Source organism: Coriobacteriaceae bacterium, from assembly GCA_025992705.1.
GTDB lineage: Bacteria > Actinomycetota > Coriobacteriia > Coriobacteriales > QAMH01 > QAMH01.
This window is the reverse complement of the sequence record DAJPGJ010000001.1, coordinates 335300-355912: the sequence shown is the minus strand read 5'-3', so window position 1 is coordinate 355912 and position 20613 is coordinate 335300. Positions and strand designations below refer to the sequence as shown.

The 20613-nt window shown below is 58.2% G+C and carries 1 protein-coding gene (running past one end of the window); it reads right to left on the bottom strand.

Features of this window, described 5'->3' with window-relative positions; translation table 11 throughout:
• Positions 1-20613: the start of a BspA family leucine-rich repeat surface protein gene (locus OIM11_01555; protein ID HJI99833.1), read on the bottom strand. It extends 23355 nt beyond the left edge of the window; the window shows 20613 of its 43968 coding nt (coding positions 1-20613); it begins with the start codon at positions 20611-20613; the stop codon falls past the left edge of the window.

Sequence of the window (20613 nt, the reverse complement as noted above, 5' to 3'; positions counted from 1 at the left end):
GGTATCGAAGGCCAGCGTGTAGGTGTTGGCTTCCCAGATCGCGTACAGCGTGGTGTTCTCGATGAACATCTGGATGACCTGACCCGGCGCGTAGATAGCGGCGCCGTCCTTGGTCATGCCCCAACCGGTGAAGACGTAGCCATCGCGCACGACCGCGTCGGCCTCGGGGAGCTTGGCATCGGCACCGGTAAGGTAGCGCGTGGCGCTCATGGAGGTGGCACCTGCCGCGGTGACGGTACCGCCGTTGGCGTCGAAGGAGAGCACCTGACCCGAGAGCCTGAAGATGGCCGTGAGGCTCATGGTGCAGGTCACGGTGGTGGGCAGCTCGTCCTTGCCGTCGACGGTGGTGTAGGTGACGCCATCGATGGTCCACTCCCAGCCGACGAACTTCCAACCGGGGCTCGTCTTGGGGAGGCCGAAGTTACGGGCGTTGGAGTTGATGTCATCGAGAAGATCGGCATCGACTTCGGCGCCGTTGGCAAACAGCGGGAAGGGTGAATCCTTGGCCACGCCAATCCAGTAGGTCTTACCGGAGATATCGGGGAAGACGCCGTGATCGCCCTGGTAGTAGCGGATGTTGAAGACCTGGTCATTTTTCCACTGGGCCGTGAAGGTGGTGATGCCCAAGATGGTGACCTCGGTGGGGCTCTTGGCAATACCGGTAATGGTGCCACCATCGGGCAGCTGAATCACGTAGGTCCAGTGCGAGAACTCGTAGGGAGCGGCGGGCGTGACGGCGGGAACCTGCGCGCTGGTCAGATGCTGCCCGTAGTAAACCTGAACGGGAGCACCGGAGGAGACGTTGCCGTGAGAGGCATCCGAGGTGTTGAAGTTCACGTTGTAGAGGCGAGCCGACCATACCGCGAACAGCGTGAAGGTACGACCGTCATCGACGAGGTTGAAGACCGTTGCCTCATCGTCGTATTCCGCCGCCGCGGCATTGGGCGTGGTGGCCCAGCCCTTGAAGTCGTAGCCGGGGCGCGCGAGGACGTTGGCGGGGAGCTTGCCCGAGACGCCATAGGTGAGCTGCAGGTCGTCCATCGATCCGGTGGCATCATCGGCGCCGGGGCGGAAGCTCACCAGATACTTGAGCGGCTCCCACTGCGCAAACAGGGTGACCGTCGCGTCCTGGATCGGATTAACGCCATCGACGAGCTTGTTAATGGCAACGTCCAGCAGGAGCTCGGCATCCAGGAACGTGTCGCCCGAGCCATCGGCCGCGGTGTTCCATCCCACGAACTTGTAACCGGGACGCGTCATGGCGGGCGTGCCCGTCTGCGAGTTGCCGGCGACGGTGGGCAGACGCAGCTGCGTGCCATAAGTCGCCGTTATGGAACCGGGCGCGTCCTTGCCCGTATCCGCGTTGACGTCAAAGGCGATGTTGAAGGTGTTGGGCCTGAAGGTCGCGATGAAGGAGAGCGTGGCGGGCCAGCAGGTCACGCCATCGGCGCGCGTCGGGGTGAAGCGGGCGTCGGTGGAAACGACCTTGCCCGTCGAGGCATCGATCCACTCGACGAACTGGTACCCGCGCAGGGCTGCGGCTGCGGCGGTGGCGGCACCGCTCACGCGCATGATCGAGAGCGTCCAGCCGAGCTGCGTGCGCGTCCAGCTGGCAACCACCTTGCCCTGGCTGTCGACGAGCTCGATGAGGTCATCGGTCGCGACGTCGCCACGCCAGGACACGTCGGTCATGCCATCGGGAATGGTGTCGGTGACGGGCTCGACGCCACCGGCCACGGGCGCGGCGGTGAAGACGATGGTCGTCTGGAGCTCAGCCCACTGGGCGTAGAGCGTGATGATGCTTCCGTTGCTGCCCTCGAAGTCGTTGACGCGCGCGCCGGGCCCGTACTGGGTGCCGGTGCCATCGGCCTTGGTGTTCCAGCCGGTAAAGCGATAGCCATCGCGGAAGATGCCATCGAGGGTGCCGCCAACAGCAAGCTGCAGGTAGACACCATAGGTGGCGCGGTCATCGGCAAGGGCGCCAAAACCACCGTTCTCGTAGTACTTGACCGTGTAGGTGTTGGGGGCAAAGTGCGCGGTGAAGGTGGCGGGATGGAAGGTGCCGTTATCGTTGATGACACCGAAGATAGTGTCGGCATCGAGAACATCGCGACGAGCCAGGGAGCTATCGATGGAATTGGTCCAGCGGTCAAAGTGATAGCCAGGAGCAGGCGTGGCGATGGCACCCTTGATGTCGAGGCGACCGGTCGCGTCGATGTCGAGATCGACGATTTCGGATGCGGTCTTGCCATCATCGGAGGTGGTGGTCGAGGAAACGGTACCGTTGCCGTCGGCCTCGTAGATAATCTCGATCTTGCCAGGCTTCCACATCGCGTAGAGCGTGGGAACAACCGTGTTGTCATCAATATCGCGGGCAATGGTGTGGAACGGCGTCTCGGACGTGGCCTCGGCACGGTCGCCCGCATCGTTGAAGACGTAGTACCAGCCGAGGAACTCATAGCCATCGCGAACGGGGGTGATGGCCGGGAGCAGGTCCGTGTCGGTCCACAGGATATCGGTTCTGTCCTCGACGGCAGGCGATCCACCACCGAGGTTGTAGTTCAGGACGAAGCCACCATGGGGTTCCCAGATGGCGTAGAGCTTCTGAATAGCGCGGTATGTGATTTCGTGCTTATCATCCTCGACCTGCACGATTTCGACGTCGATGCCCATGTCGGCAACGCTCTCCCAACGCAGGCGGTAGAGATCACCGGCGTTGTAGCGCGTGCCCGGCAAGTCGAGACTGGGTTGCGTGTACCAGCCCGCGATGTCATAGCCGAGCATGTAGTAGTGGTCGGTATCGCTCAGACCCTCGTTGTAGTCAGGAATCACGACATCGTCGCCAGCGTCACCGTTGATGTCGGCAGCGCCGCCATGAGCGTCATTGGCTATAAACTGCAGAATGCTGTAACGAATGGGCGCCCATTGCGCGTAGAGGTCGGTATATTCATGACCAAAGACCGGGTGGGTCGCGGTGGGCATGATCTTCTCGCCCGCCTTGAACTCATGGCCAGGATTGTTCTTGGTCGGTTGCGAAAGCGTGTTCCACCAGATGAGGCGGTAGTTCTCAAGCTGGAACCCGTCGGTGGTGCTTGTTCCCTCGCTCTGGTCAGACGGGTTGGGAATTGTCCACCCGAAGTCATAGGGCACGAAGGCATCCGCCATGCTGCCCGTAATGTTCAAACCATCGGGCAGCGACTCCTTGTTGTTGTGGAAGCGGACGATGGTACCCGGATACCAGTGCCAACGGATAACGCCCCAGGTGTTGGAATTGCCTGCAAGGGCATTGGCGCTCTTGCCATACAGCGTGACGATACCCGGATCTTTGTCATTGCCAAGGGTTACATAGTAGTCGCCGATCTTGAAATCGCGGAAGGCGTGGTGGCCGTCAAGCTCCTCGACGCGCCAACGTGCAGCCACGTTGTCGACGTCGGTAGCGTTCATCCGCTGCTTGATGATTGCCTCGATACCCGTGTTGGTGATGATGTTGCCCATGCCAAGCGTGAGCTCCACGAGATTATTTGCCTCACCAAACATGTTGGTGCGATTTGCCGACTCGCTCATCTGCCAAGGCGATGCAGTCTGGACATTGGCAACCGACCCACCGGAAATGTTCACGGAGGTGACGGGCGACTTGTAGAAGAGCTTTTCGAAACTCTTCGTGTTGGAGTCAACGAGCAGATTGCTCAAGTCGACATCGACAAGGCCGGCGTAGTAACCATCGGAGTTCTCGAACCAGGATGCCAGCGACATCGGATGCAGACGCGATCCGGTTTGCATGCTCGTGGCCACGTGAACGATGGAGCCAGCGCCAAGCACTTCCTTCCAGGGCATGTAGGGACCGGTCTCGGTCACGTCGATGCTCTTGGTGGTGGAAGTCTCGACGTTATCGACGCCAAGCAGCAGCGTGCCAGCCGGGTAGGTGGTGCCCTTGTACTCGGTCTCGTCGACGAAGTAGCGCCACCAGGCGGCATCGTTGCTGGGGAAGCGACCACCAACGTGCTCGGTCTGCCAGACATAGGTCTGCTTGCCGATGTTGTTATTCGGGTCATTGCCAACGCCACCGAAACCGGCCGGATAGCGGTTCACGAGGTTGGAGGTGGTGCCCCACCAGTCGGGATCATCGGCGGTGACGTTGATCCAAGCACCAAGGACGCCCTGATGGGCCTTGAGGCCGGAATTGGTGAGGTAGTTATATTGGTTGAGGGTGAGCTTCTCGAGGGTCGTATTGCGACCGAGCATGTTCTCGATGCTCGTGGTGTCGGAGAAGTCGAGACCCGTAGCGTCAAACTCCTTGAGGGACTGGAAGTTGCCGGAGACGAGCTCGAAGGACCAAGCGCAGGCATTGCCGTCCGGAGCAGTACCAGAAATATACGAATCGTTATCACCGGGCGCGTAGAAATTCCAGACATCCTGTCCTTCATATGCCAGGTTCAGGTAGTACGTCTGAACCTGGCTCTCGGCCCAGCCGCCATCTTCCGTCCTGCCATACCAAAGATCGAGACCATATCTCGTATCTGCGTAGGAAATGACTACCGAACGGTTGAACCCAGACAGAGAGAAATTACGAATATAGAAGTAGTTGCTTCCTCCGTACGATAGGTTCTCGCCAGTGCCGACATTGTGTAAGGTGTAATACGCGCCGTGAGAATTCGACCCCACCTTGGTGACGCGCCAGAAGGCCTTGTTTGCCTCAGAGTCTTTTGTCAAGCCATAGTACCCAAGCGTCGCGAGGTAGTTGGTATTGCTGTGATTCCAGTACCTGATGCGATAGATACCATCCTCAAGCTCATATCCCACGGGATTGGGTTTAGTCTCGAAGGGATTGGCCGCAAACCAGCCGGTCATATCGGTGGGAGCAAGCTGGCCACAGGTCACGACATTCGCAACCTTGGTTGTATCGACGATACCGCGCCACGGCAGGTTAGTCGCCCTGCACGTAACCTCCTGCTTGCCATTGACGCTACCTAGGTAAAGCGTATTTGCCTCGGAATCGTAAGCCCACCAGGCATCGGCATTGCCCACGAAGTGACCGCCCTTGCCCGGCGTCCAGATGAACTCGACACGCGTGCCGTAGATGCTGCCATGGCCAGCGGTATCGAAACGCGTCGCAAGACCGGCACTCGTCTCGAACCAGGTGTGGTCAAAGAGCGTGTTGCCCTCGGAAGCATCGGTGCGCCACATGCCGGTGTTCGGGTCACGACCGGTGATGCTGTCAAATCCCGTGCCCTGGAGCGCGGAGTTTGCACCCACGACAATCTTCTTGAGGGAGGTGCAACCCTTGAACATGTTTGCATATCCGGTGAGGATGGGGGCATCGTCCGTGCCGCCAAAGGTCGTCTCGCGCATATCCCAACCGGCGATATCCACTTCCTCGAGCTTGGAGTCACCCTCGAAGAGGCTCTCGAAGCTCAGGGTGTTCTTGGTGTCCATGCCGGTGCCGTCAAAGGTGATGAGGCTCGTATAGCCGGCAAACCAGCTGGCAAGGTTGACGGGGTTGATCTTGGTGCCAGTGGCATCGTCGATGATGGTGACGACGTGGAGCACCGAGCTGCGGGCGACGGAAGGCAGCCACGGCAGCCAGGGCTCCTGGCCGGGCGTGATGGTGACGCGGTTGCTGACGGTGCCATCGTTATTGAGGTCCGCAACGCCCATGATGAGCGTGCCGGGCTGGTAGGTCACGCCGTTGTAGACGGTTTCCTCGGCAAAGTAGCGCCACCAGAAGTCGGGGTTCTGATCTGCGCTGTTATGGAGTTCCCAGGTGTAGGTGATGACACCGGCGGGCTTGCTGCCGCTCTTCATGTACTTGGCAAGCAGGTCGGTGTTGGTGCCGCGGAAGTTCGCATCGGCGGAGCTCAGCCACTGACCGGCGAAGTTCACGTGGGACGCGATGCCCTCAAAGCCCGTGCCTTCGAGAATGGTGGTGGGGCCCAGGATGAGCTCGTTGAGGGCGATGTCGCCGCGCTCGTGGTCGGTAACCGACGGGAGCGGATTGACGTCGAGGAGGTCCTGGATGTTGAGACCCGGCTTGGTGAGGTCCCACTTGGAGAGGTTGAGCGACTGGAGCTTGTAGTCGCCCTGGAACATCCCGGAGATGTCGGTGGCACCCGAGATGTCAAGCTGTTCGGCCTCGATGTTGGTCAGAGCAACGTAGTTCTGGAACCACTTCGAGGGGTTCATGATCCTGATGACGGTGTCGTCACCATCGACGAACACCTTCTCAATCATGGAGGTGATGTCTTTGCCCTTGGGCATGTCTGGCGGTGCGAGGCTACCCCACGGAAGCTGGTTGTAAAGCTCCTGGACCTCGTTGGACTCATTGGGCTTCTCAAGGCCGAGCGTCAGGGTGTGCTCGGACATGTCGTAGCGCCACCAGACGTTGTTGTTGCTGTCGAAGCGACCCTGGATGATGGCATAGAAGTAATAGTCATCGTTGGCGTACATGTTGCCGCTGGCCGGATAATGCGCGGCAAGAATAGCGGAGCCATCGTACCAGGTCCTGTCCTCGTTGAACCAGGTGCCCTTCTCCTGGCCATGATCGACCAAGTTGGCAAGTCCGGTGCCCTCGAGAACGGTGGTGGGGCCCGTCTTGATGTGGTAGAGCGAGCGGCACCCGTTAAGCATGTCGGTCACGTTCTTGCCAACCATCTGCCAGGTAGACAGGTCGAGGTCCTTCAGGGACGTGCAGTTACGGAACATCTCGGCGAAGGTGGTGACGGAGCTCGTGTCCCACTTCCCTATCGGCATCTGGTCAACGATGCTCGACGCACCCTTGAACATGGCCGAAAGATCGGTGACCTTGGAGACGTCCCAGTCAGCAAGCGGCGTGAGGTCGGTGATGGAGGCGCAGCCCTCGAACATGGAGGCCATGGTCGTTGCCTGGGAAACATTCCAGGCGGCAAGACGATCCAGGCTCTCCTGGTTGAGGGCGGCATTACCCGAGAACATACCCGAGAAATCCGTGACCTTATCGGTGTGCCAGCTGTCGGTACCAACGAGGTTGGTCAGCAATGCGTCGCCCTTGAACATGTCCTTGAGCGACGTGGCGTTATTGACGTCCATGTTGGTGGCATCGAAGTCGGTGAGCTTGACGTAGTCGGCAAACCACGCCTCGGGGAAGGTGATGTTGAGGCCGCCCGGACTGGATGCCGCCACCGTGTTGACGGTGGTCAGCTCGGACTTGACTGTGGGACGCGCCGCAAGCCAGGGAAGGTCGGCCGCGACGAAGTTCACCGAATTGGAGCGGTCGGTACCCAAGGTGAGCGTCTCGAAGCTGCCGTTATCGTCCTCGTCGGTGAGCTTCCACCAGCTCACGTCGTTAGGCTCGAAGCGGCCGCCAAGAACATCGCCGTTCCAGATGTACGTGAGCGTATCGTCAAAGACCTCGTCAGACGCCGAGCGCGGCCAGAGCGGATAGCGCATGCTCAGGCGCTCGGAGCAATCGAACCAGGTTCCATCGGCAAGCTCCCACATGCCCTGGGTGCGGGCGCGACTTGCGAGCGTATCGTCAAGACCGCTTCCGACGAGCGCGACATCGCCGGCCACGGTGAGCGAGGCGATGGAGCTGCAGCCGGAGAGCATGTTCTTGAGCGCGTTGGTCGACTGGACCGAAATCATGTGCCAGCCGGAGATGTCGAGAGCGGCGAGACTCGAGCAGTTCTCGAACATGGAGGCGAAGTTATTTACCTGGACGACACTCCACTTTTGCATGCCGCTGATATTCGTGAGCTTGGTGCAATCCTTGAACATCTTGCTCAGGTCGGTAGCTGAGCCGACGTCCATGCCACTGGCCTCGATATCGTGCAGCGCGGTGTAGCCCTCGAACCAGGAGCTGGGATTCTGCACGACCAACGGGCGGTTGACGTCAAAGGTCCAGGTCTTGAGCGAGGTTATGGTGGTCTTTGCACGGGCGGCGGAGATCGCGGGGTCGGAATTGTAGACCAGCAACCAGGGAAGCTCCGCGGCAAGCGTCTCGACGTTGGGGTTCCTCAGGGACTCGTCGGACTCGTTGATGCCGATGGTCAAGGTCTCGAAGCTGCCGTTGCCATCCTCGTCGGTGAGTCTCCACCACTTGGAGCCATCGGGCGTGAAGCGACCACCGCGGACGGTGGAGTTCCAGCGATAGGTAATCTTGTCGGTGAACGAGCTGCGACGCGGATAGCGTCCCGCCAGACGATCCGAGCAGTCGTACCAGGAACCATCGGGAATCTCCCAGACACCGTCCCAGCGGGCACGACCGGCAAGGGTGTCACCCAGACCGCTGCCCACGAGGACCGAGTTGCCGGAAGCGATGATGGTGTTGATGGCCGTGCATCCGGCAATCATGTCCTTCATGCCCACGTATTCATCATTGGATACCGTGGCGGATTGCATGTTCCAACCGGAGACATCGAGCGTGGTGAGAGCCGTGCAACCCTTGAACATCGAGGTGAAGTCGGTGACGTGGCCCGTGTTCCAGCTCGTAAGGGCGCTATTGTCCTGGAGGGCGATGCAGTTTTGGAACATGCCGGTCATGAATCGCGCGTTCGAGGTATTCCAGGTGCCGATGCGAGCCAGGTTGGAGAGGCTCTTGCAATCCTTGAACATGTAGGCGAAGTTCTCGACCTTGGCGGTGTTCCAAGCGGCAGTGCCCTGTACCGTGGAGAGCCTAACGTCACCCTCGAAGAAGCCCTCAAGGCTCTTAGTATTGGAGGGGTCGAGACCCGTGCCGTCAAAAGAGGTGACGAGCCAGTAGGCTGGATTCTTGCAAACCATGAAATCATTGATGGTGAGCGTTGCGGTGTAGCCATCACTTACCGTATCGATGTAGAGCACGAGATATACCGTACGGGCAGACGGGACGGTAAACTCAACGATCTTCTCCACAGGAGTACTCGTCGCGCTGAGCCACGTGTAGGCATTTGGAGAGACAAGGTTTGCCGTGTGGATAGCATGCGCGTGCGCAAGATCCAGATTGTTCGTAACTTCGAAGAAAGTGCCGTATGTGGGCATCGTGTAGTTGAAATAGGTGTAGTAGGTGCCTGCATCCAGGCTCACCGGCACATACATGAAAGACCATCCGCTGATGCCATGAATGGTGATGGCGTTACCGTTCACGCTAAAGCTGCTTGCAGAGCCGCTCCAGCTTCCGAAACCGGGAACGGCAACGTTGCTGTGGTCGATTTTGGAACTAGCAAACCAATAGGAAGCATCCTCGGGAAGCTGCAGCTGGCCATGAGATGTGATGTTCGTGACAAAACCCACGGTCTCGATATCGAGCCAGGGCAACTCATCGTAATGCTCGGTCACGGCAACCGCGCCGATGCCATCGGTGCCCAAATCGAGCGTGCGCGTGGCCTTGATGTACTTCCACCAGGCTTGCTCGTTGCTTGGGAAACGCCCGCCCAGGAAGCTGCCGTCCCAGGTATAGATGCGGTCGGCACCGCGCGTGTTGCCGCCAAACGGATACAGAGCGGTCAGGCGCGTGGAACGGTCAAACCACAGGCCGTCGGCGCGTACCCAGGTACCGTCGTACTTGGTGCGACCTGCAAGCGTGTCGTCAAGACCGGCACCTTCGAGCACGCTCGTGTTGCTGAGCATGAGCTGGTTGATGGCGGTGCAACCGGAGAGCATGCCGGCAACCGTGGTGGCCTTGGTCATGTCCCATCCGGCAAGGTTGAGCGAGACGAGCGCCGTGTCCCCGGCAAACACCCTGGAGAAATCGGTGACGGAGCTCGTATCCCAATATGCAACGGCATCGTTGTTCTTCAGGTTCGTGCAACCTGCGAACATGTTTGCAAACGTAGTCGCCGATGAAGTGTTCCACTCATCGACACCCGTAATCGTGGTGAGCGCTCGGTCATTCTGGAACATGCCCGAAAGGTCGGTCGCGCCCGTCACGTTCATATCCGTACCATCGAAACTCGTAAGGTTTACATGGTTGGCAAACCAGTTAGCGGGGTTTTGCAGAATGGTAGAGCCGTTGGTATTGACGGACAACACGTTCGCCAGGCCGGGGATGTCCTTCCAAGGGAGCTGATCGGCAGTCTCGGTAATGGTCTTGTTTGAACCACCGTCAGAACCAATGGTCAAAAGCTTGCTTGCCTTGACGTAGGTCCACCAGGTGTTCTGGTTGGCAAAGCGACCACCAAGCGTCGTGCCATCCCAGGTGTAGACAAGTGCATTGCCGAGGGTGTTTCCGCTCGTGCCATAGCGGGCCTTCATATCCGTGCAATCGCCAAACCATGTGTAGTTGGGCAGGTACCAGCGGCCATCGGAATCCGTACGGGTGCTGATGGCATCGAGCCCGGCACCAGCCAACACGGACTTGGGACCAAGCGTCATCTTGGAAAGCGAGGTGGCACCAGCAAGCATGTTGGCGAGGCTGGGAGCACCGCTCACGACATCCCATCCGGAGAAATCAACGGTTGTGAGATGGTTATCGTTTTGGAACATCGATGCCAACGTCGTGGCAGAGGCAAAATCCCAACCCTTGATTGCCGATGCGTCGACAAGACCCGTTCCAACGACCTGGCCCTTATCGTTAAGGGCCTGGGCGAACATGTACGAGAAATCTTGCACATTTGAGACGTTCCAACGTGCGATGCCAGCCAAGGAGGCGAGCGAATCGCAATCGTAGAACATCCGCGAAAGCGTTGTCGCGTTTGCGAGGTTCCAGTTGGTGATGCCGACGAGGTCTGTCAGCGCCGTGCAGCCCGCAAACATTCTGGAGAAGTCAGTAGCCAGGCTGGGGTTCATGGAACCACCCTCGAAACGCTGGATGAAGTTGTAGTTCTCGAACCACGAGGCGGGATTGAGTGGCGCGGCATCGTTGCGGAACACGACGGCCTTCATGTTATCGTGGAACAGCTTGTTCTGATAGAGGCGCCAGGGAAGCTCGGTTGCCAGCTCGGGGATCGTAAGATCCGTGGCACCGGCATCGATACCGATGGTGAGTGTGCCCGTGGGCTTGTCGAAGGTCCACCAGGCGCTCGGGTTCTTGATGAAGTGGCCGCCTGGACTGTCCTCCTGCCAATCATAGGTGAGGGTACCGGCAAGCTGGCTTCCCAGGGTGTAGCGCTCGGCTAGGCGCTGGGTGCCGTCATACCACACGCCACCGCGTAGCTGCCAACGGCCGTCGTAGGCGTTGCGGTCGGTAAGGGTGTCGTCAAAGCCCGTGTAGGTGGTCGTGCTGCCGTTGGTCACGGCAAGGACGTTATGCTCGCCAAAGACAACCGTCACGAGGTTCTTGCAACCCGTGAACATGTTTGCAAGGTTGGTGGCAGCCTCCATGTTCCACGTGGAAATATTGAGCGTCTGCATATCCGCGCAATTCTGGAACATACCCGAGAAGTTCTGGACGGTGCTGACGTTCCAAGGCGTGAGCTCGACGTCCGTGAGCTTGGTATTGGCGAACATGCCCGAGACATTGATGGCACTTGAGGTATCCCAAACACGAATGTCATTCAAGGACGTAAGGCCAACGGCACCGTTGAACATGTTGGAGAAGTCAGTGACATTGCTGACATTCCAGTTGCGCAGGAACGAAAGCTCGGTCAGCGAAGAGGTGTTCCAGAAAGCGCCGGACATGTCCGTGATATTGGAGGTATTGAGCCAGTACTCGATGCCGGAAAGCGTTGTGAGCTTGACGTCGCCACGGAAGAGGTCCTTGATGGAATGCAGCGTATCGCCCCAGGCATCGATACCGATAACCGTCTCGAGCGACGTGCAACCCATGAACAGACCCTCAATCGAATGGTCGGTCGCCATGGACAGATCCAGGCCTGCACCGTCAAAGTCGATGAGAGCGGTGTAGTCCTTGAACCACTTGGAGGGATTGATAAGCTTGATGCCACCGGTGATGACGATGCTCTTGATGTCCTTGCCGGTGAAGATCGAGGCCCATGGCAGCTCGTCCCACCTGTCCTCGATCTCGTAGTTATAGCTGCCGTCCCCCTCGGCCTCGATATCCGAAGTACCGATGAGCAGGGTGTGCGAGGTCTTGTCGTAGCGCCACCAGGCGTTCTCGATACCAGCACCGTACTGGAAGCGGCCGCCGGGCATGGTGTCCCACGTGTACAGGTAGATTTGCTGATACTTGGGGCCTTCAGACGGATAGATGGCGGCAAGGTTGCTCGAGCTGTCGTACCAGCGTCCGTCCTCGCGCAGCCACTTGCCATCGGCCACGCCATGACCAGCAAGGCTATTGATGATGCCCGTGTTGGTGAGCACGGACTTGAGGCCAAGGCGCAGCTTGGCAATGCTTTCATTGTTGAGGAACATGCCCGTGATCGAGGGTGCGGTGAGCATGTCCCACCCGGAGACATCGACGGCGAGCAGCGCCGTGTCACCATTGAACATGTTTTCAAGTCTTGCGTTTGCGACTATCCAGGTGGCAATACCCTCGGCGTTCACCAGGTCGAGGCAGGAAGCGAACATCGAGGAGAAATCCGTGACCTTGGAGACATTCCAGCAATCGCGTTCCGCCCCATCAATGGTGGCCGTATGTGGCTTGAGGCGGTCGAGGGAAGCAATCTTGGTGTTGTAGAACATACGAACCATGCTCGTAGCAGCAGAGGTGTCCCAATCCATGACCTGCGTGAGGTTGGCAAGCGCCTGGTTGTGGGCAAAAGCACCCGAGAAGTTAGTCACGGAGGAGGTGTTCCAACCCGAGATGCCGCTGAGAGGCAATGCGGTGTTGCCCTCGAAAATCGATGCGATGGACGTGATAGCCGAAACGTCCCAATTTTCAAGACCGGTGAGCGTAGTGAGCTTGGCACTCGCAGTCGTCTTGAAGAACATCTTCTCGAGACTCGTGGCCGTGGGCGAAATCCTCAGCTCGCTCGCGTCGATATTGGCAAGCTCGAGGTAGTCGGCAAACCAGCTTGCGGGATTTTGCAGGGTAAGGCCATCAGTGGTCACAACCTTGACCAACTTGCTCTTGGCCTTGAGAAGCGCCCAGTCAGTGCCTAGCCACGGTTGTTGGGCCGCAGTTTCGGTAACGATTTTGTCCTTATAGTTGTCGCGCGGACCATGCAAATCGAGCACATTCGTGTCGCGGTGATACTCCCACCACGCCTTGAGATTGGAGTCGAAGCGGCCGCCTGCCTCGCCGAGTTTCCACTGATAGGTGCCCGCCATCTCGGCTTGGCCGATACCGGGACGCTCTCGATTGCAGTCGTTGAGCTCTTCCCAGTTTCCAATCCAATACGGATCGGGTGCGGAATTCTTCCAGATGCCTGCATTGAAAAGAGTGACCTCACCATGGAAGCCAGATCCAGAATCTGAATAGCTCGAAGAAATAGTCACATAGAGGTATTGAGCGGTCGTCTCAATAGTCCAGTCGGTATTACGAATTGACTCGTATACATTGAGCCACTCTTTGCCGTCGGAATCCCAAACCCTGAGTCTGCCATTGTGGTACCACCAGCCGTCGGTATTCCAACCACCGTTAAAGGTGAGTCTAATTTTGTTTGTGTGGCCATTACCAAACGTCCAGCTGCCAGTACCGCTGGGATAGCCGGGCTTGGTATAACCCGTGCAGTCTTCGACTTCGTGCTGAGTTCTGTTGGAAGAGAAGTGAATGGTCTTTGTACGCGAGGGCTCGGCAATTCCGTTGCCGTCATTGCACATCGCATCGTAGCCCGTTCCCAAAGTGACCTCAACAAGGTCCTCTGCGTTGGTGAACATGTTTGTCACAATGTCATCAACCGCAATCGTCCAGTTCTCCATGTCAATCTTGATAAGATTGCGCATGTTCTGGAACATTCCTTCATACGTGTCTGCAGAACTCGTATCCCAACCGCCCGTGCCAGTAACATACTGAAGGTGCGTGCAGTTATAGAACATCCTAGCGAAGGTCGTGACCTTGGAGACATCCCAGCTCGCGACACTCTGGAGTGAAGTAAGCTTCCCGTCGCCATAGAACATGGCCTCGAGCGAAGTCAATGCTGGCGTATTCCAGGCAGTGATGCCCTTGACAGTTGTAAGCGCGGTGCAACCTCGGAACGCATAAGCCATGCTCACGACATATTGCATGTCGAGACCAGCGCCATCAAAGGTTGTAAGAGAGGTGTGTGCGTCGAACCAGGATTGGAGAGATGCCGGAGCAAGATTGCCTCTGGTCTGCACAGAAGTAATGGAGGTGGCGTAATTGGCAACGACCTTCCTCCAGGGCAGGTTTGCTGCAGTCGAGTCCGCCTCGTCGATGGACTTGTCTGCATCCGCGCCGCCGTCTGCTCCCATGTGCAGTGCCTTCGTGGCCTTGACGTAATACCACCAGGCATTCTGGTTGCTCATGAAACGGCCGCCCAGGCGCGTGTCATCCCAAATATACGTGATCGTGCCCGCTGGTGGTGCGCGGCCTTGGTCATTTCCAGAATAGCGATCCGCGAGTCGCGAGGTGCAATCGAACCAAATCTCGTCGCCCTCGTCATTGGTGTAGAGCCACATGCCCGTCGTGGCCTCGAGCCCCGGCAGGCTGTTAGAAAGGCCGGAATCACCTAGGCGCACACCCTGGCCCAGGATGAGCTTGCGCAGGCCCTTGCAGTTTTGCAGCAGGTTGGCATGGGTGCCGTTTTCCATCACCCAGCTATGGATGTCGAGTTCGGTAATCTTGCCAAGACCGGCAAAGGCGTTATCGAAGCTGGTCACGTTGACGGTGTTCCACTCCCCCATACCAGTGATACTCAGCATGTTAACTGCACCGTTATAGAGGTTACGCAGCGAGATGAGCTTCTCGGTCGTGGCAGAGTCGGTAGGCCAGGTGACCGAGACAAGGGCGGTGCACCCCTCAAACGTGCTTTCCATGGACGTGACCAGCGAAAGGTCAAGGCCACGGCCATCAAACTTGGTAAGTTGCGTGTAGCCCTTGAACCAGCTCTCCAGCGTATGCGGTGAGATGGTGCCGAGCTCCGGCGAGGAGACAAAGGAGGTCACGCGTGTGACAGGGTCATTGTTCGGATCCTCAATGAGCGAGCGCCAGGGCATGGTCACGGAACCATCGGCGGCTTCAAACTCGGTGACCTCGACGGAAAGGGTGGGATCATCAACGCCAACGGAAAGCTCACCGTTGTCATACTGCCACCACACGTTCGTGTTCTCGAAACGGCCGCGCATAAAGCCTTCGAGGAACTTGTAGGTGACGGTGTAGTAGTTGTTGTGGGTCTCGGGATAACGTGCTGCGAGGTCTCCCGTGTTGCCAATGAGCGAATCAGCGAGATTCTCGTACTCGTGCTCTTCGTCAACGAGCTCGGCCCAGGTACCGTTCTTGGGAAGGTGATCGGTAAGCGTGTTGTCGAAGCCCGAGTCCTTGGCCGGGCCGTTGAGCACGACGCCGTTGGAAACCTTGAGGTAGATAAGGTCCTGAAGGTTTTTGAACATATCGGTAAAGATCGCATCGGACGGCATGTACCAGTGCGAATCGTCAACCGCGAGATGCAGGCGTACAAGCTTGACGTCGTTGGCGAACATGCCCTCGAAGGTGCGAGCCGCATTGACCGTCCACCCGGCAATTGCCGTAAGGGCGGTAAGGGAACGCAGCTCGGAGAAGGAATAGGCAAAGTCCGTAACCCTGCTCACGCCCCAGTCGGTGATGTTGTTGATGGTCGTGAGGTTAACGTCGTTATAGAAGAGCTTGTGCAAGCTCGTACAATAGGCGGGGTTGAGGCCCGTGCCATCAAAGGTCTTGAGGTTTGAGAGCCCCGCAAACCATCCGGTCATGTTGAGCGGAGCAATGCTGTTTTGGGTGGCGACGGAGGTGATCTTGGTCTTGCCGTTGATGGGCGCGAGCCATGGCAAGGTCAAACTGCTCGTCGGGGCAAGGGTGCCATCTGCCAGCGTGTACTGCATCGTGCCGTCGTATTCGGAAACGGTCTTATCGGGAGCATTTTGCTCGACACCGATGGTGAGCACGCCGTTGACGAAGGTCCACCAGGCGTAGAGATTGCTCGGGAAGCGCCCGCGCACCCCGGAGGCCCACGTATAGGTGTGGGTGGTGGAGATGATCTGTGTCAGGGTCTTGGTCACACCCGACTCGGCGCCAAAGTTGAAGGTCGCGCTCTTATCAGCGCCATAGCGGGCGATGAGCTGCTGGGTGCAATCAAACCAGGGGGTATCGGCGCTGTTGGAATCCATGGTCCAATGGCCGGCGGTGGTCACGCGGGAAGAAAGCGGAGTGACACCGTCGGCTCCATTGCCAAAGCCCGTCCCCTCGAGCACGGCAACCCTGTCGAGGGTAATCGAGCTAATGGCGGGCAAATTGGCGAGCATGAGGTCGTGAGGCGTGGAGGCGGTCCAGTTCCAGCCGGTGAGGTTGAGCGTGGCAAGTGCCGTGTCCCCGGCAAAGGTGCTGGAAAGCGTGCCGGTGGGTGACAGCAGGACCTGCGAGATGTCCATACCGGAGGCATTGATGTTGGTGACATCGGTATAACCGGCAAACCAGAACGCAAGGTTCGTGGGTGCGAGCCTGCCGTTGATGATGATGGAAGTGACGTAGCGGCCGGTCCACGTGTTGTTGCTGCCGGTGGTATGAGCGCGAATGATGCCCGCCTTGTGCCAGGGTAGCACGCGCGAAGTGGCCGAGGTCTCGAACTCCGTCACGATCTTGTTGCTGCCGCTGTCGGTGCCAAGCGTGAGGGTGTGGTTGTTTGCATCGTAACTCCACCAGGCATTGTCGTTGCTGGGGAAGCGGCCGCGCAGGGCGCTCGACCAGGTATAGGTGATGTCATCGGTTATCCCGATGCCAACGCCATCCTTGGCGGCGGGATAGCGGCGGGCGACGTCGCCCGTGGAACCAAACCAGGGGGAGCCGGCGGAAGTGTAGGCCCAGGAGCCGTTGGTCGGCAGGTGGGCAGCGAGCGTATCGTCGAAGCCAGTGCCTTCGAAGATAATCTGCGGGCCAACCGTAATCGACGTAAGCGCGTTGAGGCCAATGAGCATTTCGGTGCGCGTGGCCGTGTCCTTCATATTCCAACCGGAGATATCAAGCGAGGTAAGGGCGCTGTTGTTCTTGAACGCGGTATCGTACTTGGTGATGTTGGCGGTGTCCCACTCATCGATACCCGTGATGGTCCTGAGTTTGGCATCGCCTTCGAAGAGTCCTTCGATGCTTATAGTATTAGTGGTGATGAAGCCAACGCCGTTGAAATCCACGAGATTGGGATAGTTGGCAAACCAGAAATTAAGGTTAGCCGGTGCGACCCTCTTGTCGGTACTGGTCACGACGCGCGTAACCACGTCCTTGGAGCCGATGGCCGCAAGCCAGGGCAGCACCTTGGAGGCAGCACCGGTCTCGGTCTCGGTGACGACGAGATTGCCGGCCTGGTTGTCCGATCCGATGGTGAGCACGCCATCCGCAAAAGTCCACCACGTATTGTCGTTGTCGAAACGACCTGCCATGACACCCGCTTTCCAGATGTAGGCCATCTTTCCAGCGGCAGCGCCCTCGGCGTTCTTTCCGGCGGGATAGCGCTTTGCGAAGTTCGAAGTCGAGCCGAACCAGGTTGAGCTGCTGGCACCGTTAGGAGTTCCCTCCCAAGATCCCTGGGTAACCTTAAGACCCTGCAGGTCGCTGTTGAAACTCGTCCCCTCGAGGATGACTCCTGCACCCACCGTAAAGACACCTTGTCCAAAAGCGGCGACGGTACCGAGCTTGCCACAAGAAGCGAACATGTCCGTCCTGTTGGAAGCCGCATCCATGGACCAGCCGGAGATATCAAGCGTCACCAGATTGGCGCACCCGGCAAACATGTTGGCGAAATCAGTGACTCCCGTGACGTTCCAGGAGGCGCCGTCGACAAACATGAGCAAGGAGCTTGCGTTCCTGAACATCCCATTAGTATTAGTGAGCGATGCGGTGTTCCATCCGGAAACACCGGAAAGCTGCGTAAGGCTGGCAGCACCTTCGAACATGGAGACGAAGCTCTCGATATGGGAAACATCCCAGTTCTCGAGACCCGTTACGGTGCTGAGACGCTCGGCGCTGTAGAAGAGCTGGTACAGCGAGGTGTTACCGGCAAGATCAAGACCGGCACCATCGAAGCTCGTCAGGCGATGGTAGTTCTTGAACCAGGCCGCGAAGTCAACGGGGTTGAAGTTCTTGCCGGGGTTACCATCAGCCTCGACGGTGACCATGTTGATGAGAACGGCGTAGTTCTCGCCAATGGCCTTGAGCCAGGGAACGTTCGCTGCGTTCTCGGTCACGCTGCGATTGATGACCGCCACGTTGGGATTGGGGCCCGTCCCCTTGTACTCGTCGGTACCCAGGGTGAGTGCTCCGGCGGTGCGGTCGAACTTCCACCAGGCGTTGTCATTGCTGTCGAAGCGGCCGCGCAGGTTGTTGCTCGACCAGGTGTAGGTCATTGCGCCGGGAACGATGGAGTTACCAGCGTAGCGGTTCTTGAGGTTTTCGGTCGTGCCAAACCAGATGCCATCGGAGCAATCCCAGCTACCGGCAGAGGCGATGCGGGTCTTCATGAGCTCGGCATCGTCAAGACCGGTGCCCTCGAGAATCACGGTCTGGCAGATCTTGAAGGTCGCGATGGCTTCGAGGTAGGCAAACATATTAGTGCGAACTGCGCTCTGCGGCATGTTCCATCCGGAAATGTCGAGAGTAACGACGAAGTTGTCGCCCTCGAACATGCCCTCGAAGGTCTGGGCAGCCGTGACGTTCCAGCGAGCCAGGGCATCGATGGTGACGAGGTCCTTCGTGTTGCGGAACATGTGCGCGAAGTTCGTGACGTGAGAGGTATCCCAGTCACCGATGGTGGGCTGCACGGTCATGAGATTGCAACCATCGAAGAGGCCCTCGAGCGAGGTGATGGTGCTGGTGTTCCACGCGGCAACACCCGAAAGCGAGTTGAGTGCGTTGCAGTCCTTGAAGAGATTGGCGAGCGAATGGGTCTCGGAAAGGTCGATGCCGGCACCGTTGAAGCTAACCAACGATGCGTATCCGGCAAACCATCCATCGGTTACGGTGCCGTTGCCGCCAAGGTTCTGGGGCTTGACCCGAGTGGGGTTGCTCGCATCTCCCGTGGCGCGGAAGACAACGTAGTTGACCTGATCCTTGCGGATGACGCCATTCCAAGGAAGGTTGGATGCGTCCTGCGTCACTATAGTATTAGTGGCCCCCGAATCCGCACCAATCGTGATGGTACCGTTAGTATAAATCCAGTAGACGCTGTCGTTTCCATCGAAGCGACCGGAGCGCATGGACGGGTCCCAGATATATGTGAAGGAACCTGTAGCATCTCCCTCAATCGAAGAGGAGACGGGATAGCGCGCGGCAAGGTTTTCACTGGAACCAAACCAGGCGCTGTCTTCGGTGGCCCAAGAACCATTTGCCGTTCCATGCTCGATGAGAGTTTCTATACCGGAACCTGTAAGAATCACGTCACCGCTCAAGAGGAGACGGCGGAGCGACGAGTTGCCGGAGAACATGTTGTCGCGGGGAGCGGTCGGCTGCATGACCCAACCCGTGAGGTTCATGCTCGTGACTCCAGCATCCATGAAGAGGAACGCGAAGCTCGTCGCAAACTCAACATTCATTCCCGTGCCATCGAAGTTGGTCATCGAAACGTAGCTCTTGAACCAATTCTCGAAATTCACGGGAGCGATTCCATTGCGCGTAACAACGGAACGAACGGCAAACGATCCGGTGGGGACCGCTTGCGTGGTGAGCCAGGGAACATTTGTCGCCGACTCGGTCACCTTCTTGTCGGCGGCTCCGATTGCGTTGCCGCGCGAGTCAACGGAGTCGGCACCAATGGTAAGAATGCCATCGGAAGTTCCGCTGAACATCCACCAAGCATTGTCATTCTCGAAGCGGCCACCGATCTGATTCGGATGCCACGTATATATTAGTGCGCCCGAAGCACTCGAGGGGCGTTGGGCAGCTGTCTTGGTGGCGGAATAACGAGTGGCAAGATTACCCGTCGTGCCAAACCAGACGCCATCCGAGCAATCCCAGGTTCCGGCCTTTGGCTCGCGCTTCGAGAACGAATCGGTAAGTCCGGTACCTGTGAGAATTACGGTCTCCGTTACGGTGAGGGTGGTAAGTGTCGTGCAGTTCGTGAACATGTTGCCACGAGGAGCGCTTGCGACCGCATCCATGTTCCAACCGGAGATGTCGATTGCGGAGAGGAAGGTATCGCCGCGGAAAAGCGAATCGAACGATGTGCAGTGGGAGACATCGATTCCCGTGCCGTCGAAGCTGATGAGATTTGCGTAGTTTGCAAACCAGGATGCGAGAGTGGTCGGCGCGATGTTTCCGAGAGTCGTGATTGCCTTGATCGCAGCAGCCCCAACCGAAGGGAGCCAGGGAAGCTGCTCGGCCGTTTCGTCGACGGACCTATCAACAGCACCTGTTGCATCGATGGTCAGCGTGCTCGAGGTCTTGTCGAAGGACCACAGCACATTCGCGTTGGATGCAAAGCCGGACTCATAATAGAAATTGTAAGCATGAATTCCGGAAGGCGCGCCGGACCCAGAGTAGCGACTCACGAGATTGGCGGTCGTTCCGGACCATGCATCCGACTTCCACGTGCCGGCGTTGTCGCCACGACTTGCCGTGTTACCCAAACCGGTACCATTAAGATTCACGTTCGGATTGAGGGTTATCTTCTCAATCGCTCCCAT